This is a genomic window from Pelagerythrobacter marinus, from assembly GCF_034375205.1.
Classification (GTDB): Bacteria; Pseudomonadota; Alphaproteobacteria; order Sphingomonadales; family Sphingomonadaceae; genus Pelagerythrobacter; species Pelagerythrobacter marinus.
In genome coordinates, this window is the sequence record NZ_CP139719.1 from 1765818 (window position 1) to 1787100 (window position 21283).

Here is a 21283-nt window from a genome sequence, read left to right on the forward strand (position 1 = left end):
AGCGGAGGAGGGACTCGAACCCCCGACACGCGGATTATGATTTCTCATGTCGCGTTGTTTTTACGCGCCTTTTCTGTAAACGATCACCCTATGTTCCCGGCATTTACGGATAGCGCCCGTTGGTGTGTAAACCCGCTGCGCGCCGAGATCGCCCGCCTCTCCCCCAGCAATGGAGCGTCCGATGAGAGTTGACCTTGCCCAATTCGCTGGACTGGCGGCGCTTGCCGCAATGAGCGGCAGCGGTCGAGAGCACAAGCGCCCCCGCCGCAAATACGGAAAACCCCTCGGGCCTCCCTATCCCGCTACTCGGCAGCAACGCAGGGCAATGGAGCGCGCAAGCAAAGCCGCGATGCTTCACCTCTCCCCCAGCAAGAAGGATAACTGACATGAAGGATGAAGTGACGCTCAAGCCGTGCCCGTTTTGCGGAGCGAGAGAAATAGCCCATAGCTATAACCACCGCTCACCTCCGGCGAATGTCTATTTTGTCTGCAGTCAGTGTGGTGCAGGACCGTATGCCGAGAACGGCGACCCCGAAACAAAAGAAGCGTGGGACGCCGCCGGAAAACTTTGGAACACGCGTGCCGCCGCACAGTCAGAAGCAGTGCAGGAGCTGGTGGAAGCGATGGAAGTAGCGCAGAGTGACGCACACATGCTTCGTCGCGCAATCGAGTCCAACGACCCGAAGGCCGAATTGCTCGTTCGCGTCGGGGATATCGACAGCGACCTTCGCAAAGCCCTCGCCTCTCACCGCAAAGCCACCAGCGAACAATAGGAGAGACATCGTGCGTAATGCAGCCAATGACACCGAAGAAGGGGTAGCGATCCCCTACATTGCCGCCCGGATGCAGCACAGCGGGCGCTTTTTCTGGCGTATCATTCCGAGCGACGGCCCGGTTATTTCGGGCTTTGCGCCGAATAGCATGGCCGGGATGCGCGATATGATGCGCGCTGCCGGGGAGTATTCGAGTGACGATCTTGTTCGGGCAGAGATACGCCTAGAAGGCAACGAGTGGTCGCCAACGGAGATCGCGGTTACCCGCCCTGAATGATCGGTAAGGGAGAATAGAGCGATGACTGAGGCAGAACGCGAACGGGCTGCGATTGTGGCGTGGCTGCGGACTTTTCCAAGCGTCATCGGACTAGACGAAATGGCCGCATGGAATGTCGCCGCGCATATTGAACGCCTCGACCACCACAAGGAGGACGGCAAATATGACTGATCTTAGAGAGGTGATAGCGAGAGGGTTACGGGAAAGCGATCCCGAGGGCTGCGACGAAGATTGGTCCTACGAACCACAGGCGAAGAAGCTGCTGGCGTTCTTCAAGCAAGCAGGGCTTGTTGTGTTGCCTGTGGAGCCTACGGAAGCGATGGTGGAGAGAGGCTTGGATAACTGGTGCCTAGACTCAGACGATCCCGAGCGAGACGTTCTCCGCATCTACCGCGCCGTGATCGAAGCCGCCAAGTGAGCCGCACTCTTATAGGCGTATTAGGAACCCTGATTATCCTGGGGTTAGCGGTGGTGATCTATTCCCATAGGGCTGAGCGGATCGAGGTGGGACCGGAGCTGCCGGGCTAATCGCCGCCCCAGCCTTCGCCTGTCATACTGCCGACGCCTTCGCGCATGGTGATCTCCTATCGTTGTGACGCCGCGCCTAAAACACTTTCCTACACGCCCCCACCCTGCATAGACCGCAGGCCATGATTCGAGAAAACATCCTGGCCCGCGCTCGTCTTGCCTTCCGTAAGGGACGCATGAGAGAGTATCTTATACTGACCATGCTTGCCCTAGAGGCAGAGACGATACGAGAGACTAGCCATCCCTGACGTTGCCCTCTCCGTTACCGCCGTGTGCTGTCTCTTATGGGGCATTGCCATGGGGGTGGCCGCTTTCGTTCCGAACCCCGATCATGACAGGGGGAACAAGATCGCGCGGTTTGCCTTTGCCCTGTTGCTGGTGGCCGGGGCAGCGTTCTTCGCTTGGGCCGCGTTTACGATGCCGAAGATAACGGGGTAACCCTACCTGCGCCTGCGCTTGGAGCGAGAGGAGCGGAAAAGCCCGATGCCCGCCACCGTGAACGCTCCCAATAGAGCCACCGCCACGGTCAGCATGGTGTCCACGGTTAACATCCGTCTAACATGCCATACCGGGCAAGACCGTTCAATCGTAATAGTCCCGCATCCACTCCACGCGCGACGAGCAATCAAACCAAGCCCCGCGTAGTTCCACGATCCAGCGGGCGATTGCAGCGTCTCTGGCGTCCACTTGGCTCTTCGGATAGACCAGCGCCCCATTGGATGCCTGAAACGCCTCTAGCGGCTCTACAGCGGGTGGAGAGGGCAATTTCGCACACTCCAGCTTGTCGGCAGGCGGGGGCGGCGGGTTTAGCTCCAGCGGCTCACCACAGGCGCACAAGGCTATCGAGAGGGTTAGCGCCAGTGCTTTCCGCTTCATCGATGATCTCCCGCAATGATTCCTGTTCGGCCTCGAACTCGGCAGCGCGTTCGCGTTCCTGTTCGTCGGCTGCCCTGGCCGCGCGTTCGGCACGAGCCTTGGCCTCGGCTTCGGCCTGTTCCAACTTGGCGATCCATTCGGCGCGCTCCTCGGCCCGCCCGCTGGCCTCGCGATGATTGCCCCATAGCCACAGCGCCAGCACGGCAGCGGCGATAAGCCACACCTCGCGCGGGATCGAGCGCAGGACGTTCAGCGCTCCGTTCGCCCATAGTCCAAGCATCGCACTTCCTTTCGCTATGTTCTTGCCATGTTCCCGAGATATGGTCAAGCAAAAATAAATGCATTTTCCGCTTGCAATAGGCGGATTTCCACCATATAAGAGTGGACATAGAGAGCGACGATCCACATGGAACCGGGCAATTCCGCCCATTCCCCGAAAGGAGGTTTCCATGAACGATTTTTCTTCCGCCACGAAGCGCGCTCTCGCTCGCAAGGGCATCCGCGTTATCGGCCTCACGGTCATTCCTGGCGCGGGCGATTTTCCGTTCTCTACGGGCGAGCGCGGCTACCGCCTCGACGACAACGGATGCCATCGCATCTTTTCGTTCACGCAGGTTGTGGAGGCGGCCAATGGCTAAGGCCGTCTTCTACGGGGATCTCTCCCGTTTCTGCATCCGCAAGGTCGAGGGCGGCTATGCCGTCTTCGATGCAGAGGGCGTGACCGACGCAGAAATCAAGGCGGGCAAAGCCTCGCCAGAGATTTTCCGTTGCACCATGTTGGCGCAGGCCAAAGCGCGTTGTAACGACATTCAATCCGAGGAGTATTTCCGATGACAGATATGTCGCGCTTTTTCGAGCAGAACCTAGAGGACTGGATCGAGTATGTGATTGCCGACAGCCTTGGACCTGATTGGCAGCCACGTGATGCCGCCCGACATTTAATGCTGCATCTTTCGGACGGCCCCTACCGTATAAGCCACATAACGTCCGAAGGATTGAACATTATATATGACAATCCAGACGGGCCAAACGCTGCATGAACTGGCGCGCCTACATGGACGACGCCGACCGCGCCGAGGTGGCAAAAATCAAGGCGAGCAAGGCAGAATTGAACGCTCAATACCGGCGCGTTTATGACCGATGCCGTAAGCGAATGTTAAAAGCGCAAAGAGCGGAGAAAGATCATGGACCGCCTCGTTAAGAGACAGAAAGCGAGCAGGGAATGAGCGAGGAAACCACCTATCGAGTGACGTGGAGGCCGCCGCGGATGCACTACGATGGCCGGTTCCTGCGCGTCTATCACCATCGCGATGATCCGCCGGAGATTACTGTCGAGCGCCTTTGCGGGCAGAAAGCGAGTGAAGAGCGTGGCTGAGCGACGGTTAGTTGTGACTGGCGGACGGAACTTTTCCGACGCATCGCTTGTGGATCGTGCATTAGGCGCGGTGAATAAGAAGCACGGCATAGCATTGCTCATAGAGGGCGAGGCTACGGGCGCAGACAGCCTTTGCCGAGACTGGGCCGAGGCGCGGGGAATACCGGTGCGGAAGTTTCCTGCGAACTGGACCGATCTTTCACACCCGGACGCGGTGATTCGGTCACGCAGAGATGGCAGTAAATATGACGCCAAGGCTGGCACGCGGCGGAACCAGCAGATGATAGATGAGGGGAAGCCGGATTCGGCTATCGCGTTTCCCGGCGGCAATGGGACAGCCGACATGGTTTGGCGCTTGGGGCAGAGCGGCGTGCCCGTGTGGGACCTTCGCTAATTCGCCACCCGCCAAGCAATAACTAATCCCGTCCTCCCGCCTCAATCTCCGCATCCCCATACTTCGCCTTGAAGTAATCCGCTCCGAACACGGTCAGGGCTACGATAGCTGCGAACATGGCGATCAGGGCAAAGATGTAGCGGATCGCTTCGGTTGCCAGCCTAAACCACTGCGGATTGAACAGCGCAGCGTCATAGGCAAACCACAGCAGCACGGCCCCTGCCCCGCAAAAGGCAATGATGCCGGCCAGCATGGCGATAGAGTAGAGCGACCGCACCTGAGCGCGGGTCAGGCTAAGACAGGCAAGCCACAGTTTCATAGCTCGTGCCCTCCGCTCCACCCGTTTCGATGCCCCAGCTCGTGGCAGGCAATCCGCGCGAACAACTCCACGTCCCCCATCGGGCACGGGTTCGGCAGCACCAGCACCGGCGTTCCCTCAACCTGAAACGCGCATCCCAGCAGGGTGTAACCGGCAGGCACCCCCAACGGGCAATGATCGTTCACGTCGTCTGCAAACATGACGATTGCCACCCCTTCCCCCTGAAACCGCTCAGGCGGCATTCCGGCGAAATAGGGGCGCTCGACCGGCGCGGCCGATGCTACCGATAGACCGGCCGCAATGGCCGCTAGGGCCTTCACAGCGCACCTACACGGTGGTCGATCCACCCGACAAAGAAATCCTCGAACTTCGTCCCGCCATCGGCCAGCTTGTAGTAGTGCATGAATTGCAGACCGTTCAGGGTCTTGAGCATCAGCTGCCGTGCCTTGGCCTCTCCGCGCCGCTGGCGAAGTGCCTTGAACGCGCCAAGGGTGCGCGGGCCAATCTCCCCATCTACGGCGATATCGGCGTAGTCCCTGCCGCGCCGGTTCAGGACGTTCAGGGCTTGCTGAAACCACTTGGCCGCGCGAAACTGCCCGGCGTTCACCCCGCTATCAATTACCTCCTCGGCAACGAACGGGTCGATCTCCGCGATGCCGAGAAAGCCCGGCTTGGCGACGTATTCGCGCTTGTAGATCTCGCGAGCCGTTTCCTGCGGCAGCGTCCGCATGTCGCCGTGATAGCCGTTCTTGCGGGCCACGCGCTGCGTAATGCCCCACCGGGTTGCGCCGCCGGGATCGGACGGGTGATCGACAAAGCCCGCCTCGCGCTCGATAATGCCGTCGATCATCTCATCTACGGTCACAGCCCCATCTCCCTTCCCAGTTGCGCGAGGGCTTCGGCAATCGCGGTGGCGAGCCAGTCCATCGTCATTCTCGCATCAGTTTCACGATTTGTTCGGCAGCTTCCGCCTGATCGGATGGCGACGTGCGGGCGATGTTGATTATCAGCAGGCCCAGCAGCCCCACGATCCCGGCCGTGCGATCGGACAGGGGCAATTCCTGCACGACCATCCCGGCGCGCTGGACAAGGGCGATAGAGGTGTCACTCATCGATTTCCTCCCTGCGCTGGCGCTGCTGTTCGGCATCCGCCTCGCACTGGTCGAGGTGGGCTTGCCATGCGTCCTCGGCGTCTTCGCCAAGCCAGAATGTGAGACGGTCGATCATGCTGCGAAGGCCCTCATTTGCGGCGGGGTGTAGTGGTCGGGGTGCTTTTCAAGAATGCGGTCGCGCACCATCTCGATAGGCATGACGATCCGCCCCCGGTCGCCGTAGCGGCGGGATCGCAGGACAAGGCTCATGCACTGCTTTGAGCGCCAGCCCCCGTCGTGGGCATACTTGTCGCGGGGCGCGAGGTTGTTCCAGCTTTCGAACACGCACCCGGCCAGCTCTTTGCGCTGCGAATGGTGGACGTGCCCGCCGTCGAGATAGCGGAACTCGGTTTCGCCCCAGTCCGCGCTGAAATCGCTTGAAGCCACGTCGCGGAACTTTTCGGGCTTGGCCTTGTCGCCATGGTGGACGACCACCAGCGTCTTGCCCATACGATAGGCGATGAAGGGGCTTTCGTTCGGCAGGACAGTCACGCGCGGGTTGTTCCGGTGGAGCGACCGCATGTGTGCCGCCATCCAAACATCGTTCGACCGCGAGTGATTGCCCTGATTATAGAGCAGATCCACTTTCTGCGCCTTCGCCAGCGCGCGCTCGCAAATGAACTCGCTGATCTCCAGGTAGGCGTCGATCATTTTCCAGTAGCGGGTGTCTTGATCCACCGCGTGCCCGCTCGCTTCGGTTTCCGCCTTGAACGTCTCGAAATGCGTCCCGTCGCCAAGGTCGTTGATAACCATGCGCTCGCAATTCGGCGCTGCATCGATCAAAGCGGCGGCGGCTTCCATGATCTCGCGCTTGCCAATCGCGATGTCGAAATTCGCTCCCGTCTCCACCTCGCTGGCAAGCATCCCGATATGTGCATCCCCGATTTGCAGCCACGGGATTACGTCTTCATCGGGTTCGTCCGGGGCGGCCGGAATGCGCGCAGGGTCAATCGGCTTCACCCGTTCAATTGCGCGGGCGACCCCATCCCAATAGTCACGTTCCGCTTTGCGCGTCTTGAGCCATATCGGCTCGCCAGTCTGTGTTTTCGTGAATTGGGAATAGCCGCGAAGCTCAAAGCCATCGGCGACCCGCTCTTGAATGTCGGCCTTCAATTCATCGCCGGTTTGGAATCTTTCCCTCGCCTTATGGACTTGATCGGAAAGAGTCTGGCGCGGCATGCTCAACCGGCGGGCCGCCTCCGCAATGCTGCCATATTCAGAGACGACGCGAAGGGCCTCTAAAAGCTGTTCGTCGCTTAGCCGAGGTGTGGCCATTATCCGAATATCCCCTGCCAGAGCTTCATGAACCCGGCACCGGCGGCCCCACCGGCGAGGCCAACCCCCACCAGCAGGCCGATACCCCGGTTCTTCAACTGGGCCAGTTCCGCCTTGTCGGTATCGAGATCGGCGCGAATGGCCTTCATGTCGGCGCTCAATTCGTCGATGCGCTTGACCACACCTTCTTCGAGCAAAGTTTCGATGCGGGCCAAGCGCTCCCCCTGTGTCATTTTCACCTGCACCTCCCCCAGACGAAAGCGCAGGCGGCCAGCGAGCTAAGCGCGGCAACGGCCAAAAGGCTGATAAGAAAGCGGGATTCGAGCGTCGTCATGACGCGATTATCCCATGGTTGCGAAGTGCCGCTATAACCTCATTGAGGGTCGCCTGATTGGGGGCACCGCTGGCATCGTCAGCAATTGCGGGCTGTTGCGCGCCCAGAACCTTTGTTCCAGTGTAATACAGGCCATCCGGGCGGGCGGACAGCCGCTGACTGAGGTTCACATTGCCATAAGTCCCCGTCTTGCGCCGATAAGCGGAAATATTGATGTTATCGCTGGTGTCGGCACTCGCGAAGACAATCCTGTTGTCAGGGCTACCGCCGTTGTAATTCTCCCACTCAATTGCGATCTGGCTCCTGAACAGAGCAAAGTCCTGGAAATATGCCGAATATCCCGTGCTCGCCGTGGACGAGGCGGGGGACGACCCCGCCGCCGCGAACGTCTGCCGCGCAGCGTGGAGAACGGGATTGGAGGTGTTCGGCTCGATATCCCTTTGGGGGAACGTCCCGCCACGGGAATAAAGGCCCGTGGAGTTTGCCGGATTGAGAAACACCACCGGGCTTGTCGCGGTATGGCAGGACAGGAACGAAGGCCGGGTGCATCCCGCCGCAAATTCAACATCAGCGGCCTGGCTCGCCTCAAATCGAACCCCGACACAAGCGGTTTCGCGCCCCCCGGTTCTCAGCCCGACCCGGCAGCCTTCCGCGCGCCCCCTGGTGATGCCAATTGTATCGACACCATTTTCAACGTCGAAACCAAAATCGCAGGCGATGGCCTCACAGTTGAAGAAGCTGTTTTCGTTTGCCGCATCTTCGGCCACAAACGAACGCTTCATATATATCGCCGCGCAGTCCATGATGGAGTTAGTGTAGGAGGCAGCATCAAGAGGAGCCGAACACCTGACGCTAATCCCGCCCGCGCAATAGACAGGCTGGCCCGCGCCCGTTGCGTTGGCAGACATGGTGAATTGCGTTGCGCTATCTACGGATAGAACGGTCGTCCCGGCGGGAATATGGGGGCCGAAAACCGACTGCCCAGCCCTGACCCGAGACGTGTTATTCCCCCCCGCACCGGATAGCGTAACCACGGCAGAACCGCCCGTGGTGGTCGGACTTCCGAACCCCGCGCCGCCCGTAAACGAGCAATCGCGCACCACAGCGTTATTAACACTGGCGAGATCAACCGCTATGCAGTCCTCACCGTTAAGATCGAAATGCAGCTTCTCGACCCCGCAATAAGCGGTAGATCCGAACGCCGAATTAGTGTTCTGACAAATCGCGCCAGTGGCACCCGACGCAGCCTTTATGATCGTGCTGGACTTAGAGGCCCCGACCCATCGCGTTCCTGCGGCGTTCAACTTCATGGCCCCAGGGGAGAGGGTGTAGGTCCCATCGGGGATGCGGATTTCCTTGCCCTTGTGCGCGTCATAGGCAGCCACGAAAGCCGCCGTGCTGTCCGCCGCCCCCGTCGAGTCCGCGCCGTAGTCGAGAACCGAAGGACGTTCGCGCAGCTTGGCTTCCACGTCCCGCAGGGTGGCCCCCGCGCCGCTGTCGCTCCAGCCAACGCGACCTGCACCACTGGACGCGGCTAGGTCGGCCGAGTTTTCTTTCGCATCCAGGTCGGTGGTCAGGTCGGTGACTGCGCTCTGCGGAATATCGCCCGGCAGGTTGCTGAGAACGTAGTTGTCGGCAAACCCTTCAATCGGAGGGCGCGCAAGGTCGCCACCCGGGTCGAGGATTTGCAACAGCTGCCCAGTCGCGGCGGTCCAGTAGAACTGCACCATGCCGGTGTCGTCATCGGATGTCGCATAGTTGACGATGTTGCCCGCGCTATCGGTAAAGCGCGTGCCCGAGCGGTCCTGATAAATGTCCACGATCGCGCCGGTGTCATCGACCACTTGCGCGCGATAACCGAACAGCACGTCGCCGCGCTGGTTCGTCAGGGTTTCATAATACTTGTTCATGCGCCACCGGTCCCCCTGGTGAATGTCGCGGAAATGTCGTGAGAGGCGGTCTGGCCGAGGGAGTCGGTCACAGTGACGCGCCAGGTGTCTGTCACAGTCTGGCCCGGGATCAGGCCGCTTTTGCTAAAGCTGGTGCCTGCGCTAGTCGGGGCGGTCGCAGTTGAAGGACTTGCGCCGCCATTGGCGATTAGCGACCACGCATAGGTGTAGGGGCTGAAGCCGCCGCTTGGCGTGGCAGTGATAAGGTTGGTTATGACGGTCGAGCTGTCCTGATGCCCGTTCGTATCGGGTGCCGTGACAGCGAGCGGGTCGGCAAAGATCGCAACCGTCCGCAACACGCCGCCATCCATGACCTTCAAGGTGCGAATGCTGCGGTTGACCCCCGCCTGCCGGATAGTCAGTCTCGTGATCGTGCGGAGCGTGCCCGCGTCGCGGATTTGCAGGGACATCAGGCACAAAAAAAGCGGCCCGCAGGCCGCTCCCTCAGTCTTTTCATTTCGAAGCCCCCTTAAATGTGCTTCCAGTTTTCTCGCCTAATAATCTTCAGTGCGCCCGTGCTACTGATCCCATATTCCTTACCGAGAGAGTAGCCCGACCGCCCCGCTGCCGCCTTAGCTCGTATCTCCAAAACCTGCGTCTCGGTCAGTCGGGAAAGATTACTGTCCTCCCCGACGCGGAGATTGCCATGCCTTCGCGTATCTTCCGCATTTTCCTTGACCGTCGCCCAGCGAAGGTTCTCAGAATTGTTGTTCGTCGGATCGCCATCCCAGTGTGCACAATGTCGCTTGTCCGGCGGACAGGGGCCGTGGAAGGCCTCACAAACCAACCGATGCACGAGGTACCGCCTTTTTTCGCCATTGCGGTCGAGGCCCACAGTCAGGTGCCCGAAGTGTTTGGTTGGGGTGAGCTTCATAATCATTGCCGGGCGGTTATATATCGCGGCACCCCACCGGTTCCGCGTCGGGGTCGAGCGGGGCAGCGCCTTCACCCTGCCCATGTTGCTGACGTGGTATAGGTCTTCCCATCCGGGAATCGGCCTCCATTCCTCCCCAGGAAGATTAGTGATTGGCGGGCGGGGCTTTCTTTGCTTGGCGCGGGCGCATGGGCGGCAGTAGGAATAAAGCCCGTCCGAGTTTGTCTTGTAAGGCGAAAACTCGGAGGCCAGACGGTCCTCTCCGCATGCAGCGCATTTCTTCGTTCTCATTCCGTTCTTATAGAACGGGGGGCGTTGCGTGTCTAATAAGTCGCTAGGATATCCCCGTTTGCCATCGTGGGCACGGCCGCCCCTTCGGCCTGCACGAACAGGCGGCCCGACAGGTTCGCGCTGTTGTTGTGGTGCAGGAAGGCCCCCCGCCCAGTGTATGTCGGCTGCCCGGTGAAGACAGGGGAGCTCAGGGGGGCATAACCAGACAGGTCGATAGCATTTACCTGATCGGACAACTCGCGCCCATCGGACATGAGTTGCCTGATCGCCAGATTGATCGTGCCCGGAGAGGTGGTCCCCTCGGCAATGGACTGCCCATCGATCGTCAGGTTGTTCGAGGGCGTCAGGCTGTAGTCGCTGAAGGACATTGCGGCGCTCCAAACGAAAAAGCCGCCCCGTATTGGAGCGGCTGCTAGGTTGTGGTATGTAGATCAGATGGATCTACTAGAGATGGTCGGTATCGCCCTCGGGGCCTTCGGTTTTGTCCTGGGGTTGAGCCTATTCGGCCCCAAGGAAAGCACTGGGGACGATGGAGCCGAATAGCCCTGTTTTACGGCGGAACTCCTTGGCGCGCTTCGTCTGCTGCGCCTTCCTCTTTCGCAGATCTCCGAGGTAATCGAGCGTAAGGCGCGGATTGGGCTCAAACAGAACCGGGGCGATTGCATCCGCCTTTGCCTTGCTGCCCTTCGTTCGAAGAGCGTCCGAGGCCGTTTGCAGGATCTTACCGAATGCCTGCCGCCCGGTGAACGCGCCGCCACCGCCGGCCAAGTCGGCCGCGATATTCGTGCCGACTTCCATCGCGCCGTTATCGAACTGAGCATCCGAAGCAAGGCGGGCGGCCGTAGGTGAGCCGCCAAGCGTCTCATGGCGGGTCTTTGCCATGTCGCGCTCAAGCCCATAAATGCGGTCGAAGTCGCGCGCTCCATCGGGGAACAGACGCGACACCTTCGCCTGCTGGACCGGTGCTCCATACACCGCATCATACGGATTGCCCGAATACCGCAGGCGGTCGGCCTGATCCGCCATCGCAGTGGCGTAACCGGTCCGCGCCTCGTCCATTTGTTCCGGCCCCATCCGCGAAAGTGCATCATCGAATTGACGTTGAGGCACCGCGTTTTTGGGAAGAACGTTATACCCCTGGTCGAGAGCATCCTTGCGTTGAGCATATTGCGACCACACCCGGTTACCCTCGGCGTAGTTGGGGTTCAAATCACCGAGGCGAGAGTTAAGGCGCCCCTGCAAATCCACCACTGACTGAGCGAGGGGGTTCCCCCGGACATTCAGATTGCCGAACTGGTCGCGGAAGCTGTCAAGGTGCGCGTCGAGGCCGCGCTTGACGAGCTGAAGCGTTTCATAGGACGGGACAGAACGCAGAACAACCTCGCCCTGCTCGTCGAGATCGAAGCCGAGCTTGTTCGGATCCAGCCCCCGATTGGCCGCGATGGTGCGCGCATGAGAGAGCGCAGCGCGACCGGCCGGGGTTTCGAGCATTGCCGCGATCTGTGGATCCACCGGCCCCGCCTTGTCGAATGCAAGGTTGTAATACGGTCCCGCCGCCTGATCGCCGGCCCGCAATAGCTCTGCGCCACGCTGCTCAACGTTGGCCACCGGGGCAAGTCGCGTGTCCACCGCGTCTACAAGACGATCTGCCTGCCCCCGCGCGCGAGGCTCGAAAATATTCTCAGCCAACTGGCGCGCCTCTGGCGAGCGACGCGAAACCGATCCGGCAAGCGTCCGCAGCTTGGGGTCGGCGTCCGCCAGAGAATAGGGCAGTCCATAGTTGTCAGCATCCGTTAGGTTGCTAACGGCCTCGTCCAGCACGTCGGCGGGGAGCAAGCTTTCGCCTTGACGCATCTGCGGGACGTTCGGATCTGCCGCAACCCGCATAGACGGTGCGACTGCGCCGGCCGTTCGGTTCCACGCGCCCCTGCCAACCCGACTTGCCGCCTGACCCAGCCTCGTGTCCATTGCCGAGCGCACAACCGGCGCTGCTGCGGCACCAGCGGCCCCGCCTGCCACACCTAGACCGAGGCCCAAAGCGCCGCCCATCGCTCGATTGTCGTTGTTCTCACCTGCGCCGGTGGCCGCCCCGAATGCCGAGCCGGTGCCGATTGCCCGCTTGGTGTTCCCGGCCAGCATCGCGCTCGCCTGCGGAAAGGCTTTAGCAATCGCGGCACCGGACAGAATGGCCCCGGACAGATTGCCAGCAAGGTTCTCCCCCGCGTAGGCGTCCTGCATGGCGTTCTTCATGGCATTGGCACGCGCCACTTCGACATCGTAATCAGTGCCGTGGATGAGCGATCGCACGCCCCCCGCCATCTCATCTGCGAGGCCCAGCTGATCCCCCAGCCCGAACGCGAATCCCCCCAGACGGTTGTTAAAGAGCGAAGCGTTCACCTGCTCCAGGCCGTCCATCTCCGCATTGACCGGCGGAATAGCCAAGCCGTCCGGTGATCCACCCTGCGCGGCGCGATTGTTCAAATCGCCCACAATCGCACGGTAGGCGTCGGGCCGAGGCTCGAAGCCATACTTGCGGTCAAGCCCTGCACGGAAATTCGCATAGGCCTGCGGGTCGATCTGCCCCCAATTCTGACGGAGGTAGGCCGCATGTTCGGACTGCATCGCCTCGGGGATCGGGATGGATTTCTCGGCATCGCCACCCTGCGCCAAGCCCGGCCCCGTGAGGCCACCACGATCCTTGGGCGGCGGCCCAAGCTCGTTAAGCAGGCCATCCACATAGGGGGTGTCACTGTCGCGGCTGAGATCGACCTCCGAAGGATTTCTGCCGTCCACAACACCGTTTAGCAGTCGCTCAAGGTTGCGGAGCTTGGCCTCAATGGTGATGTCGCTATCGGACGCATTCGGGATATAGGACAGGAAGACCTGCATTTCCTTGTCGGAATCCCCATCCTTCGCGCCCATCGCCACCATCGGGCGGATAAGCGAAAGCATTGCCTGAGCGTTTTCAGTGAAGCGCTCGTTGCGAGGCAGGGGCAGGTATTCCGTTGCGCCGAACGCCCGACTTGCTGGCTGCCCCCTTAGGTCTTGCTTGTAGAAGTCGATGGTTTGCCGCATGATCGCGCGCACGACATCGGCCTTCTGGCGCTTGCCCTCCTTCTTTTCCTCCTGCGCGATTACTGTGGCGGGCTTATCGCTGTCGCGCGGCTGCCATCCCGGGATATACTCGATAGAGCCGGTCTGCGGATTTCGACGTAGGCCACGCTGGAAAAGATCGGCCTCAAGCTTCGCGTCTTCGCGACGGTTATCCTCGACCGTATCAACGATGTCGGTCTGCGTCTTGTCCACGTTCGCCGCGGCTTGCGGCCCTTCATACTGATACGTCGGATCGGCCGGCATCTGCGACTGCGGGCCTGAGACAAACACGGGGTTCGGGTCATTCGGCCCCGACGCCTCCCAAATGTTGCCAGCATCATCGACAAAACGAGGCATCAGCGTCCCCCATATCTGCGGCGCGAACCGCTAACGTCCGGTGCCTTCCCCCAACCCGGGAAGGTGACGTGAATTGAATTACCGTTACTCGGGATGGCCTTGGCCCCCGGATATTGACGCTGCACCATCGCGATAGCTTGGGCCTTCGTCATTCCCTTAGGAACCGCGAGATCCAGTGCATCGCCGCGCGTGTGCGAGCTATGCCGCGTTTTCGTCAGCCCCTGTGCCCGCAGCGCGTCCTGATGCGCTTGCGTGCGGAAACCACTGGTCGGGGTAAATCCCTGCTGACGCGCCCACCCCAGCGGGTCGAAATCGGCATCAAAACCCGCCACCGGCGTTGCCACCGGTGCCTCCCATTGGCTTGAGGCCCCCAACCGGTCGCGCAGGCTGTTCAGCAATGTCGATCCGGTAGAACCGACCGTCAGGCCCTTGGCGGTATTCGTAATTGGAAGTCATGCGTTCAAGGTAAGCGTCGGCAGCGTCGGGATTGGTTTCCCTGAGCCATTCGTAATTGCGCTGCAAAGCGGTTCCGCCGGGATTCTCGCGCTGGTAGTCCTGCTTCCACCGCCAGTCCGCCAGATCGGCCGCCCGCTTGCGCTGCTCAGCCGCAGCCTGCGCCGCTTGCTGGGCCGCCATGTCCTTGCGCTGCTGAAGCATGTAGGCCCCCGAGGGGTCGCCGCGCATCAGCCCGCCCACCGCGAACGCCTTGTCCTCCCACCCCTCGCCCAGCAGGCGGGTGCCGAGGCCGGGCTTCGCTTCCGGTTGCTGGAAACCAAGCCCGTATTCGCCCTGTGGAGTCGGCTGAGGGGCAATGGGGGGCATTTGCGTGTCCCGTGGCGCGCCGAACAGGCCCTTACGGGCGCTCCTGAAGCCGATAGCCATTAGGCCACCTCCTCATACCGGACGGTTGCGAAGCCATCGACGACCGGGCCGAGCGCGTTTTCGTTCACCTCGTCGGCCATGACGCCCATATGGAATGGCCCTTCGCCGCCGTAGCGATAGGTGTAGATCGGGGTGCCCGCGTCAGTCCGCCCAACACGGCGAACGTCGGTTTTCAGTCGCCGGTCGCTGAACATGCTTGCCGCCTGAAGCCCCATGCCGAGCATGTCCATGAAACTGCCGGATTGCTTTTGCGTGCCCTTCACGTTCTGATACTGGCCCAACAGCCCGCCAACGCCAGCAGAGTTGGCAAGCGCGCCCTGAAGCGGCAGCATCGCGCCCGCCTGGCCCGCCTCCATCGCACCCGCGACCGGGATATACTCCGCCGCCGTGACGCCCGGGGCCAGTCCGGCCGCCTGCGTCTTGCGATCCATCGCCTTGTCATAGTCGGTATAGCGCAGGCCGGTTTCGTTCTTCGCCAGCTCGCGCCCGATCAGGCCGTAATAATCCGAACCGCCGGTAAGCCCTCGCGTGCCCATCTTCGCCTGAAGCTGGTTGCGAACGCTGTCGTTCGTCTGCGCGATCATATCGTCAAGATAGGGGTTCTGCGTCGGGTCGCCGGTCAGCGTGTCGGTGAGATAGCCCTTTGCCGCGTCAATCGTCGGGTCGCCGTCGCGGAACCGGGCCAGCAGGTCTTCATGCAGGCCCAGCATGTTGTCCGAAACGTCCGCGATCTTGCCCCTCGACTGGTTATAAGCCGCCTGCTGAGCGTTCGCCGCGCCCTCGATCTGGCGCGAGTAGATCGGCTTGTTCGTCTGTGTCGTCTTCGTCTTTTTCGAGGAAAGTCCGATGGTAGCCTCCCGTTCTTAGGCTGGCCGACCGTGATTCCGGTGGAAGCCGTGCTTAGCTTCCGCCGCCTTCCGTGCCGCGACCGCTTCTTCAAATGTATCAAACATGCCAATGTGACGGCGTTCACCACATGACTTGATCTGCACACGCCATTTGCGCGACGTGGGCCACCAATAGACCCCTGTGGCCCCGCTGGGATTATCCTTCCGGCGCTTCATATTCTTCCGGTTTGCTGAGGGGCTAACCACCCTCAGGTTGCACAGGCGATTATCAGACCGGATTCCGTTGATGTGGTCGATCTCGCCCACCGGCCACGCCCCATAAACTATTGCCCAGATTACCCGGTGCGCCCTCATAGTGCGGAAGTTGATCGCCCCCACGTGATAGCCCTCTTTCGCGACTGCGGTGAACGCCTCCGCCCCGGCCCACCTCGCGTTCCAAACTTTTGCTCCGTGTTCTGGTGGAAACTTGCCCCGCGCCTGGAATAGGTCGGCGGGCCGCTCCCGCCAATAAAGCTTGCCCGTCTCAGGCTCATACCGCAGCAGTTGACGTAGCTGTTCGGGGGTGGGTAGAGGCTTCTTAGCCATGCGGGCGCTCCTATCGCTCGTGTTGGTCAGGGCCGCGCGGTGTTACCAGCACCGTTGCGGCCCGCTGACCTTAGAACAAAAGGTGGCCTTAGTCCAATTCCTTCACTATCCGCACCTGGTCGACTTCGTAGCCGTCCAGCACCTTGGCCCACCCCGGGCGACTTTCGATGCTTGCCAGGCGGCACCCCTGTTGCTTGCCCCACGCTTCCGCCATCGGGATGAGCGCGACGATCTCCTGCACATCGCCCGCAGCGGCGAGGCCATGCACCTCCCTCAATCCGCTGGGATACGTCTTGATTTCCGCCAGTATCGCGGCGTTTTCGGTTCCCCAGCAGGCCCAGAACCCCGCCCAAACCTGCGCGTCGATGTATTCTGGCGGGTAACGCTCGGGATCGAGCGCAACGAACTGTTCGCGGAATGGCAGATACGCCTGCTCGCCAAACCTCATTTCAGCCTGTCCGAAACCGCCTCAAGTGCATCCGCAATTGCCTGCACCTGCGCCTGTGTCGGCGGGTCGCTAATCGTCGGGGCGGTGTAGATCGTCTGCCCGTCCCTCTCGACTGCCTTGCCGATGAGCCGGTTGATCGCCTGCGCCACCTTGCGCGGCCAGTCAGCAGTCTTGTCGTCAACCGGAACGCGCGGCGTCATCGCAGCCCCCCTGCCGACTGTTCCAACTCCAGCGCTTCGATGTAGGTCCAGCGGTCGTTTGCGATGACCGTCTCAAAATCCATATACTTGCCGCGCGCCTGAAGCGGTATCCGCCCCGACGCTTGCAGGTTGCTGCCCGTATCGACAATTCCTGCATCGCCCCGGCGCTGGGCCGACGTAACGTTGACCGTCACACCGTCGATTGCGTCAGTGTCGGGCCACACGGCCCTAAGCCGCGTCACCCGGTTCGGGTTCGGCGTGAACCGTCCACCCTTCAGGGTCGCGGTCATGTTCTGGCCTTCAAGCGTGCCGACCTCGCCGTCCTGCACGAAATACAAGCGCGGGGCACCGCCGCTCCAGCGCGGATCGTCCAGCGTGTAAGGCATCGCGTCGAGATCGGGATAAAGGACCGCCAGCGCGTCCAGGTCGATGCTGTTCTCAAAGCCAGAAAACACCCCGTCGAACGGCATCTCAATCGTGCTGGCGCGGTCGAGTGCCCAATCGTAAACCCATGCCGTGCCGACCACGCCGGGGATACCCCAGATGACCAGCGTGCGCTTCGGATCCACCGCGGCCCAGATATTCTCGAAAGCATCCTCGCCAAGCTGTTCGCGAAACGAGCGATCGAACTTTTCATTGCCGATGGGACGAATGGCCTGCCCATCGTCCAGCGCGATAAACCCACGGTCAGACAGAAAGAATACCGTGCGCCCCGACTGCACAATCGAAGCCTTCGAAGCGCACCCGAAATTCGTGCTTATCTCGTCGAACTGAAACGGCGCGTCCGCATCCCCCGTGCGGCTCATACGCACCAGCCTTTGACGCTGGAGAATGACGCCGTATTCGCCCCCGGCCACGCCCATGACCTCGCCGCCGGTCAGCATGATTTGCTCGCCAGCCTGATCGACACCGGGCGTCCACGAGGTATGATCGTTGAACGCGCTCCACGCCACCTTGAGATTGTCACCATCCGGCTGAGCGATAATGACGTGATCGCCAATGACCGTTACGTCAGTCCCGGTAGGCGCCCCAGCGATGGCGCTTGCCGAACTGGCTGGCAGGTTCACTTGCTGAGTGATGCCGCCGTTGACGCACACCACGTAATCGCCGAACTGCGCGAACTTCCACCGCGACGGCACAGTGAGCGACGTAAGAAGATCGCTCCAGACCCCGCTGTAAAGCCGCACGAGGCCGTTCGACGTGCCCGCCAGCAGGAAGGCACCCCCGCCGGTGGAAATGAAGCTGGCACCGCCCTTGAAGGTCGCGGGAAGCGGCTCTGAAATGCTTTCGAAGCCCCCGACCGGACGATAGCCGTTCTGTGCGGGATAAACGTTCTTACAGACAGTCAGGATGTCCCCGCGCGGCAACTGGTCGGGCAGGAACGGCGGAAGGGGCCAGCGCATGTCAGATACGCGCGCCGCACACTTGCGTTACGCCCAGCGGGGTCAACGGCCCCGCCCCCCAGCGGTTCTTCTTGCCGCTGTCGTTGATCTGCGTAAGCAGGCTGGTCGCGATGTCGAGATTGAGCGCCGCCCGCTCGCTGTCACCCGTCTTATTGAACAGGATCGACAGAACCTGGTGCAGGTAAACATCGGGGTGTTCGTCCAGCAGCCAATTCGTCGGGTTGCTGTCCGTAAGCGCCGGAATGCGCGCATAGTAAAGGATCGTCAGGGTCGTCTCGCCAACAGGGGCGATAACGAGGCGGCGGTTTTCGATAGCGCAGGCCATCGGCACCCCTGAAATGCCCCGGTAGAGCTGCCGCAACCCGTTCGGAGACATCGACGTAAGCGGATTGTCGGGCGAGCCTTCAGCGTAAACCGAGCGCAGCTGGAGAAAGTCCAGCGGCAGGTCGGTTTCCTCTTGTGAAGTGGTGAAGACGTATTCCGTCTCCATCCGGGGGCAGCGCAATTCGCGGTTGAACACCGCCTCAGCCCGTCCAATGGCCCGGTTGATCTTGTCGAGCGGATAGGCGTCATCGTCCATTTCGTCGCGGATTTCCGCCACGAGATCGGACAGGTTCGAGATGGAGTTGGCCGGGGAGGTCGAAACGGCAATCGTCACAAGCGCCCCTCCCAAATCCGAAACTTTCTGTAATCGCTGTCGTTCAGAATGCTCCGCAACTTCTTACGGTTGTTCGGATCGAAGGGGTTCATGCCCTCCTGCATCCACTTGGCCACAACCGCGCCGTCAATCGACGCGGCGAGCTTTACGTCTTTGCCGTTGCCGTGCCCGGCAGACCTGAGCGCCGCATTACGGTCTAGCGTGCGGCGGGTGTCCGCATACTTCGTCACGAGGGAGAACGTGCCGTCCGGGTTGGTCTTCACGAACTGCTCGTTTCCGAATTGGTCGTATCCCAAGGATCGCATCTCGGCCCCTCACGCAAAAAGGGGCCAGGCCCGAAGGCCCAGCCCCTGTTCTAGTTGACCGGAGTTAGGCGTCCGGGTCGAGGTCGCGAATGATGCCGTTACCAGCTTCATTCTGGCACTGGAGCACGTATTCGCGGCTCAGCATCTTCTTGTCGCTGTGGCCGGTCTTGGCGAGGTCTTCGAGCTGATAAGGCTGAAGGTCCATGAGCTTCCAAAGCGACGGGTCGATAAGCTGGGCAACGTCAGTCGGGCAGAAGCGCGACGGAACAAAGCTGACCTCCCCGAAGTCGCCCACATAGACGTCGGCCGCCCCGATGATGGTCGCCTGGCCGCGGGTGTTCTCCTTGCGCTGCGCGGCGATGCCCGAGAACGTCGAAGCAACCTGCTTCAGCTTACCCGACATAATGAGCATCGTCGGTTCGCCGCCCTCGGTCCAGGCAAGCTCATGGACATTCTTCAGCTGGGCCTCGGTAAAGGCGCGAGCGACACCCGCGCCGGCCGCCGCGTTCGGATAACCCGAAGTCCCGCCCGACAGGGTCGGATCGGTCCCGGTCGCCTCGGCGTCCACGTTGGTATACATGAACGCAACGGAGCCTGCCGTTTCACCAGCAGTGCCCGCACCGCCCGGCACAGCGGCAAAATTGCCGTTGATGCGGGTTTCGATGTCGCGCTTCAGTTCCTTGGCACGCTTGCTGACCTGGTAGGCCAGTTCGTCGGCGTAGCCCGCGTTGTCCACCGCACGAGCCGTCGAAGAAACCGAGACGGCCTTGTCCGACAGCTGCGTGTAGTTGTTCAGACGCGAGGTGGCCGCCGCGGGGTCGGCCGTAACGTCGTCGCCTTCGATGGTCTTGTTATCACCGTCAGGAGAGGCCAGCGAATCCTTCTGCCATTCGTGCAGTCGCTGCTTGGCCTTGCCGGTGCCGATATTCGACATGAACGGCGTATCCGTGGGCGAAATGTTCGAAATGATGTTGGTCAGATCCTCGCGAATGCTGTTGCGCGAGAAAGTCTGAACCGTGTTGGTCGGCACAGCCATTGTTTCGTTTCCTTACGAGAGGATTTCCTTGAACGCAGCGGCTGCGTCATCGACGCTCCCCGTTTGGGCGAGCCGCTGCTTTGCTTGCGAAAGAGCACGGTTGCCGCTGCCCTTGGGCTGGGCGGCGCCGGGCTTGAGGGCGCGCTTCTTGCCAGCCCTCACGCGCTTCATCTGGCGCGACATTGCCATGTCGTATTTCTCGGCCTTGGCCTTCCAGTCGGCCGCCTGAGCAAGCGCCTTCACATCGGACGCGCTCATATTGGCAGCCAGTTCGGAGATGTCGTAACCAAGCTCGGTTGCGACCCCCATTGCCTTGTCGAGATAAGCCTTGCGGGTTTCCTCGTTGGCGATCTCGGGGATGGCCATAAGTTCGCGGTCGCGCTGGGCGACAAAAGCCCGCTGGGCTTCTTCGTCGGCTTCCGCGCTGATCGACTCCACCTGCTGCACAAGCTCGTCGTGCTGGGCCTTGTGGGCGTCGTATTGGGCCTTCATGGCGACGAAACGCTGCGGGTCGCTATAGGCCAGCTGCGGGTCAGGTGCCTGCGGCTCAAAAGCCGAGACAAACTGCTTGAGCTGACTTGCGTAGCGCTGCTTCGCTTCGTTGTCGGCCTCGGCTGCTTTCGCTTCAGCTACTCGCTGGGCCTCGGCTGCTTTGGTCGTGATCTTTTGCACGTCCGAATTGCGGCGCTGTTCAAGGCGAGTCACGTAATCCTGGGCTTCCTTGGGAAGCTGGCTGAACTCTTCTTTCTCGTCCGCTGTCAGGCTGACAGGCGCGTCGATGGCCGGCTCGTCCGGTTCGTCGCCCCCTTCACCCTGTTCTTCTTCGCCTTCGATTTCCTCGCCTTCCTCGGCAAAGTCCTCGTCGGCAAACTCGTCGTTGACGTTGGGGTCTTCGTCCTGCCCCTCGTCGTGTTCCTCAGGTTCCTGCTGGAATGCCTGCGAAAGAGCCGCCGCCGCGCTGTCAACCGTATGGGTAACAGGCACGTCAACGGCTCCAGCGTCTTGCTGCTGGTGGGCCATATCGGTTTCCTCGTGGTGGTTTGCCCGCTAGG

Annotated in this window: 34 protein-coding genes and 1 pseudogene; 10 read left to right on the forward strand and 25 right to left on the reverse strand. The window is 61.2% G+C overall.

Annotated features, from left to right (window positions below):
• Positions 1 to 386 precede the first annotated feature (386 nt).
• The 4 genes from T8T98_RS08455 to T8T98_RS08470 are packed head-to-tail and all read left to right on the forward strand — an operon-like array spanning position 387 to position 1468.
• Positions 387 to 773 (forward strand): Lar family restriction alleviation protein, encoded by a 387-nt coding sequence (locus T8T98_RS08455; protein WP_322295530.1) that lies wholly within the window; start codon positions 387 to 389, stop codon positions 771 to 773.
• Between the two features lie 10 nt (positions 774 to 783).
• Positions 784 to 1050, forward strand: coding sequence for a hypothetical protein (locus T8T98_RS08460; RefSeq protein ID WP_322295531.1), 267 nt, complete (start codon positions 784 to 786; stop codon positions 1048 to 1050).
• Between the two features lie 21 nt (positions 1051 to 1071).
• A complete protein-coding gene (locus tag T8T98_RS08465; RefSeq protein ID WP_160732431.1) occupies positions 1072 to 1221 on the forward strand; it encodes a hypothetical protein in 150 nt (49 codons plus the stop codon).
• Positions 1214 to 1468, forward strand: coding sequence for a hypothetical protein (locus T8T98_RS08470; RefSeq protein ID WP_160732430.1), 255 nt, complete (start codon positions 1214 to 1216; stop codon positions 1466 to 1468). The genes T8T98_RS08465 and T8T98_RS08470 overlap by 8 nt, the downstream gene beginning before the upstream one ends.
• A gap of 930 nt (positions 1469 to 2398) precedes the next feature.
• Here the strand turns inward: T8T98_RS08470 and T8T98_RS08475 are convergent.
• On the reverse strand, positions 2399 to 2905 hold the full coding sequence (locus T8T98_RS08475; protein ID WP_322295532.1) for a hypothetical protein: 507 nt from the start codon (positions 2903 to 2905) through the stop codon (positions 2399 to 2401).
• On the opposite strand from T8T98_RS08475, the gene T8T98_RS08480 reads away from it, so the two are divergent.
• From T8T98_RS08480 to T8T98_RS08505, 6 genes are read left to right on the forward strand one after another with little or no spacing between them, the layout of a single operon-like run.
• On the forward strand, positions 2904 to 3092 hold the full coding sequence (locus T8T98_RS08480; RefSeq protein ID WP_322295533.1) for a hypothetical protein: 189 nt from the start codon (positions 2904 to 2906) through the stop codon (positions 3090 to 3092). The two genes, T8T98_RS08475 and T8T98_RS08480, sit on opposite strands and share 2 nt — an antisense overlap.
• Positions 3085 to 3288: a hypothetical protein gene (locus tag T8T98_RS08485; RefSeq protein ID WP_322295534.1), complete on the forward strand. Its 204-nt coding sequence runs from the start codon at positions 3085 to 3087 to the stop codon at positions 3286 to 3288. Before T8T98_RS08480 ends, T8T98_RS08485 begins: the two co-directional genes overlap by 8 nt.
• Positions 3285 to 3494: a hypothetical protein gene (locus T8T98_RS08490; protein WP_322295535.1), complete on the forward strand. Its 210-nt coding sequence runs from the start codon at positions 3285 to 3287 to the stop codon at positions 3492 to 3494. Before T8T98_RS08485 ends, T8T98_RS08490 begins: the two co-directional genes overlap by 4 nt.
• 14 nt (positions 3495 to 3508) lie before the next feature.
• Positions 3509 to 3655 carry a hypothetical protein gene (locus T8T98_RS08495; protein WP_322295536.1) on the forward strand — a complete coding sequence of 49 codons (147 nt, stop codon included), beginning with the start codon at positions 3509 to 3511 and terminating at the stop codon, positions 3653 to 3655.
• Between the two features lie 21 nt (positions 3656 to 3676).
• A complete protein-coding gene (locus T8T98_RS08500) occupies positions 3677 to 3829 on the forward strand; it encodes a hypothetical protein (RefSeq protein WP_322295911.1) in 153 nt (50 codons plus the stop codon).
• Positions 3765 to 4223 (forward strand): DUF2493 domain-containing protein, encoded by a 459-nt coding sequence (locus T8T98_RS08505; RefSeq protein ID WP_322295905.1) that lies wholly within the window; start codon positions 3765 to 3767, stop codon positions 4221 to 4223. Before T8T98_RS08500 ends, T8T98_RS08505 begins: the two co-directional genes overlap by 65 nt.
• Positions 4224 to 4245: 22 nt before the next feature.
• Here T8T98_RS08505 and T8T98_RS08510 read toward each other — a convergent pair whose 3' ends face one another.
• The 24 genes and pseudogenes from T8T98_RS08510 to T8T98_RS08620 form a co-directional block, all read right to left on the reverse strand.
• Positions 4246 to 4542 carry a hypothetical protein gene (locus T8T98_RS08510; protein WP_322295537.1) on the reverse strand — a complete coding sequence of 99 codons (297 nt, stop codon included), beginning with the start codon at positions 4540 to 4542 and terminating at the stop codon, positions 4246 to 4248.
• The gene (locus T8T98_RS08515) at positions 4539 to 4862 is read right to left on the reverse strand and encodes a hypothetical protein (RefSeq protein WP_322295538.1); all 324 of its coding nucleotides are present in this window, start codon (positions 4860 to 4862) and stop codon (positions 4539 to 4541) included. The genes T8T98_RS08510 and T8T98_RS08515 overlap by 4 nt, the downstream gene beginning before the upstream one ends.
• Entirely contained in the window at positions 4859 to 5407 is a 549-nt protein-coding gene (locus T8T98_RS08520) for a glycoside hydrolase family 108 protein (RefSeq protein WP_322295539.1), read from the reverse strand. The genes T8T98_RS08515 and T8T98_RS08520 overlap by 4 nt, the downstream gene beginning before the upstream one ends.
• Before the next feature lie 64 nt (positions 5408 to 5471).
• A complete protein-coding gene (locus T8T98_RS08525; RefSeq protein WP_322295540.1) occupies positions 5472 to 5654 on the reverse strand; it encodes a hypothetical protein in 183 nt (60 codons plus the stop codon).
• Complete coding sequence (locus tag T8T98_RS08530) at positions 5647 to 5769, reverse strand: hypothetical protein (protein WP_322295541.1); 123 nt, start codon at positions 5767 to 5769, stop codon at positions 5647 to 5649. Before T8T98_RS08530 ends, T8T98_RS08525 begins: the two co-directional genes overlap by 8 nt.
• Positions 5766 to 6968 (reverse strand): helix-turn-helix domain-containing protein, encoded by a 1203-nt coding sequence (locus tag T8T98_RS08535; protein WP_322295542.1) that lies wholly within the window; start codon positions 6966 to 6968, stop codon positions 5766 to 5768. Before T8T98_RS08535 ends, T8T98_RS08530 begins: the two co-directional genes overlap by 4 nt.
• Entirely contained in the window at positions 6968 to 7183 is a 216-nt protein-coding gene (locus T8T98_RS08540; RefSeq protein ID WP_160732425.1) for a hypothetical protein, read from the reverse strand. Before T8T98_RS08540 ends, T8T98_RS08535 begins: the two co-directional genes overlap by 1 nt.
• A 115-nt stretch (positions 7184 to 7298) precedes the next feature.
• Positions 7299 to 9212, reverse strand: a complete 1914-nt coding sequence (locus T8T98_RS08545; protein ID WP_322295543.1) for a glycosyl hydrolase family 28-related protein — start codon at positions 9210 to 9212, stop codon at positions 7299 to 7301.
• Entirely contained in the window at positions 9209 to 9661 is a 453-nt protein-coding gene (locus T8T98_RS08550; protein ID WP_322295544.1) for a hypothetical protein, read from the reverse strand. The genes T8T98_RS08545 and T8T98_RS08550 overlap by 4 nt, the downstream gene beginning before the upstream one ends.
• Positions 9662 to 9720: 59 nt before the next feature.
• Complete coding sequence (locus T8T98_RS08555; protein WP_322295545.1) at positions 9721 to 10131, reverse strand: HNH endonuclease signature motif containing protein; 411 nt, start codon at positions 10129 to 10131, stop codon at positions 9721 to 9723.
• A 9-nt stretch (positions 10132 to 10140) separates the two neighbouring features.
• Positions 10141 to 10416: pseudogene (locus tag T8T98_RS16335) on the reverse strand (NUMOD4 domain-containing protein); the annotation flags it as partial.
• 32 nt (positions 10417 to 10448) lie between these two features.
• The gene (locus tag T8T98_RS08560) at positions 10449 to 10784 is read right to left on the reverse strand and encodes a hypothetical protein (protein ID WP_322295546.1); all 336 of its coding nucleotides are present in this window, start codon (positions 10782 to 10784) and stop codon (positions 10449 to 10451) included.
• Positions 10785 to 10914: 130 nt separating this feature from the next.
• The gene (locus T8T98_RS08565; RefSeq protein WP_322295547.1) at positions 10915 to 13866 is read right to left on the reverse strand and encodes a hypothetical protein; all 2952 of its coding nucleotides are present in this window, start codon (positions 13864 to 13866) and stop codon (positions 10915 to 10917) included.
• Positions 13866 to 14210 (reverse strand): hypothetical protein, encoded by a 345-nt coding sequence (locus T8T98_RS08570; protein ID WP_322295548.1) that lies wholly within the window; start codon positions 14208 to 14210, stop codon positions 13866 to 13868. The genes T8T98_RS08565 and T8T98_RS08570 overlap by 1 nt, the downstream gene beginning before the upstream one ends.
• Complete coding sequence (locus tag T8T98_RS08575) at positions 14185 to 14748, reverse strand: hypothetical protein (RefSeq protein WP_322295549.1); 564 nt, start codon at positions 14746 to 14748, stop codon at positions 14185 to 14187. The genes T8T98_RS08570 and T8T98_RS08575 overlap by 26 nt, the downstream gene beginning before the upstream one ends.
• Complete coding sequence (locus tag T8T98_RS08580) at positions 14748 to 15458, reverse strand: tail fiber domain-containing protein (protein WP_322295550.1); 711 nt, start codon at positions 15456 to 15458, stop codon at positions 14748 to 14750. The genes T8T98_RS08575 and T8T98_RS08580 overlap by 1 nt, the downstream gene beginning before the upstream one ends.
• A gap of 153 nt (positions 15459 to 15611) precedes the next feature.
• Positions 15612 to 16181 (reverse strand): HNH endonuclease signature motif containing protein, encoded by a 570-nt coding sequence (locus T8T98_RS08585; RefSeq protein WP_322295551.1) that lies wholly within the window; start codon positions 16179 to 16181, stop codon positions 15612 to 15614.
• An 88-nt stretch (positions 16182 to 16269) separates the two neighbouring features.
• Complete coding sequence (locus tag T8T98_RS08590) at positions 16270 to 16629, reverse strand: hypothetical protein (protein ID WP_322295552.1); 360 nt, start codon at positions 16627 to 16629, stop codon at positions 16270 to 16272.
• Entirely contained in the window at positions 16626 to 16829 is a 204-nt protein-coding gene (locus tag T8T98_RS08595) for a hypothetical protein (RefSeq protein ID WP_160732414.1), read from the reverse strand. Before T8T98_RS08595 ends, T8T98_RS08590 begins: the two co-directional genes overlap by 4 nt.
• Positions 16826 to 18232, reverse strand: coding sequence for a hypothetical protein (locus tag T8T98_RS08600; protein WP_322295553.1), 1407 nt, complete (start codon positions 18230 to 18232; stop codon positions 16826 to 16828). The genes T8T98_RS08595 and T8T98_RS08600 overlap by 4 nt, the downstream gene beginning before the upstream one ends.
• Before the next feature lies 1 nt (position 18233).
• Positions 18234 to 18890, reverse strand: a complete 657-nt coding sequence (locus tag T8T98_RS08605) for a phage adaptor protein (RefSeq protein WP_322295554.1) — start codon at positions 18888 to 18890, stop codon at positions 18234 to 18236.
• Positions 18887 to 19186: a hypothetical protein gene (locus T8T98_RS08610; RefSeq protein ID WP_322295555.1), complete on the reverse strand. Its 300-nt coding sequence runs from the start codon at positions 19184 to 19186 to the stop codon at positions 18887 to 18889. The genes T8T98_RS08605 and T8T98_RS08610 overlap by 4 nt, the downstream gene beginning before the upstream one ends.
• 73 nt (positions 19187 to 19259) lie before the next feature.
• Positions 19260 to 20231: a DUF5309 domain-containing protein gene (locus tag T8T98_RS08615; RefSeq protein WP_322295556.1), complete on the reverse strand. Its 972-nt coding sequence runs from the start codon at positions 20229 to 20231 to the stop codon at positions 19260 to 19262.
• Positions 20232 to 20243: 12 nt separating this feature from the next.
• Entirely contained in the window at positions 20244 to 21251 is a 1008-nt protein-coding gene (locus T8T98_RS08620) for a hypothetical protein (RefSeq protein ID WP_322295557.1), read from the reverse strand.
• Positions 21252 to 21283: the final 32 nt, after the last annotated feature.

Excerpts from the sequence above, each read along its gene's own strand:
- T8T98_RS08455 (WP_322295530.1), top strand. The coding sequence starts at position 387 with ATGAAGGATGAAGTGACGCTCAAGCCGTGCCCGTTTTGCGGAGCGAGA.
- T8T98_RS08465 (WP_160732431.1), top strand. The coding sequence starts at position 1,072 with ATGACTGAGGCAGAACGCGAACGGGCTGCGATTGTGGCGTGGCTGCGG.
- T8T98_RS08470 (WP_160732430.1), top strand. The coding sequence starts at position 1,214 with ATGACTGATCTTAGAGAGGTGATAGCGAGAGGGTTACGGGAAAGCGAT.
- T8T98_RS08480 (WP_322295533.1), top strand. The coding sequence starts at position 2,904 with ATGAACGATTTTTCTTCCGCCACGAAGCGCGCTCTCGCTCGCAAGGGC.
- T8T98_RS08475 (WP_322295532.1), bottom strand. The coding sequence starts at position 2,905 with ATGGAAACCTCCTTTCGGGGAATGGGCGGAATTGCCCGGTTCCATGTG.
- T8T98_RS08485 (WP_322295534.1), top strand. The coding sequence starts at position 3,085 with ATGGCTAAGGCCGTCTTCTACGGGGATCTCTCCCGTTTCTGCATCCGC.
- T8T98_RS08490 (WP_322295535.1), top strand. The coding sequence starts at position 3,285 with ATGACAGATATGTCGCGCTTTTTCGAGCAGAACCTAGAGGACTGGATC.
- T8T98_RS08495 (WP_322295536.1), top strand. The coding sequence starts at position 3,509 with ATGGACGACGCCGACCGCGCCGAGGTGGCAAAAATCAAGGCGAGCAAG.
- T8T98_RS08500 (WP_322295911.1), top strand. The coding sequence starts at position 3,677 with ATGAGCGAGGAAACCACCTATCGAGTGACGTGGAGGCCGCCGCGGATG.
- T8T98_RS08505 (WP_322295905.1), top strand. The coding sequence starts at position 3,765 with ATGATCCGCCGGAGATTACTGTCGAGCGCCTTTGCGGGCAGAAAGCGA.
- T8T98_RS08510 (WP_322295537.1), bottom strand. The coding sequence starts at position 4,542 with ATGAAACTGTGGCTTGCCTGTCTTAGCCTGACCCGCGCTCAGGTGCGG.
- T8T98_RS08525 (WP_322295540.1), bottom strand. The coding sequence starts at position 5,654 with ATGAGTGACACCTCTATCGCCCTTGTCCAGCGCGCCGGGATGGTCGTG.
- T8T98_RS08530 (WP_322295541.1), bottom strand. The coding sequence starts at position 5,769 with ATGATCGACCGTCTCACATTCTGGCTTGGCGAAGACGCCGAGGACGCA.
- T8T98_RS08535 (WP_322295542.1), bottom strand. The coding sequence starts at position 6,968 with ATGGCCACACCTCGGCTAAGCGACGAACAGCTTTTAGAGGCCCTTCGC.
- T8T98_RS08545 (WP_322295543.1), bottom strand. The coding sequence starts at position 9,212 with ATGAACAAGTATTATGAAACCCTGACGAACCAGCGCGGCGACGTGCTG.
- T8T98_RS08550 (WP_322295544.1), bottom strand. The coding sequence starts at position 9,661 with ATGTCCCTGCAAATCCGCGACGCGGGCACGCTCCGCACGATCACGAGA.
- T8T98_RS08555 (WP_322295545.1), bottom strand. The coding sequence starts at position 10,131 with ATGATTATGAAGCTCACCCCAACCAAACACTTCGGGCACCTGACTGTG.
- T8T98_RS08560 (WP_322295546.1), bottom strand. The coding sequence starts at position 10,784 with ATGTCCTTCAGCGACTACAGCCTGACGCCCTCGAACAACCTGACGATC.
- T8T98_RS08565 (WP_322295547.1), bottom strand. The coding sequence starts at position 13,866 with ATGCCTCGTTTTGTCGATGATGCTGGCAACATTTGGGAGGCGTCGGGG.
- T8T98_RS08575 (WP_322295549.1), bottom strand. The coding sequence starts at position 14,748 with ATGGCTATCGGCTTCAGGAGCGCCCGTAAGGGCCTGTTCGGCGCGCCA.
- T8T98_RS08580 (WP_322295550.1), bottom strand. The coding sequence starts at position 15,458 with ATGCTGGGCCTGCATGAAGACCTGCTGGCCCGGTTCCGCGACGGCGAC.
- T8T98_RS08585 (WP_322295551.1), bottom strand. The coding sequence starts at position 16,181 with ATGGCTAAGAAGCCTCTACCCACCCCCGAACAGCTACGTCAACTGCTG.
- T8T98_RS08590 (WP_322295552.1), bottom strand. The coding sequence starts at position 16,629 with ATGAGGTTTGGCGAGCAGGCGTATCTGCCATTCCGCGAACAGTTCGTT.
- T8T98_RS08595 (WP_160732414.1), bottom strand. The coding sequence starts at position 16,829 with ATGACGCCGCGCGTTCCGGTTGACGACAAGACTGCTGACTGGCCGCGC.
- T8T98_RS08600 (WP_322295553.1), bottom strand. The coding sequence starts at position 18,232 with ATGCGCTGGCCCCTTCCGCCGTTCCTGCCCGACCAGTTGCCGCGCGGG.
- T8T98_RS08615 (WP_322295556.1), bottom strand. The coding sequence starts at position 20,231 with ATGGCTGTGCCGACCAACACGGTTCAGACTTTCTCGCGCAACAGCATT.
- T8T98_RS08620 (WP_322295557.1), bottom strand. The coding sequence starts at position 21,251 with ATGGCCCACCAGCAGCAAGACGCTGGAGCCGTTGACGTGCCTGTTACC.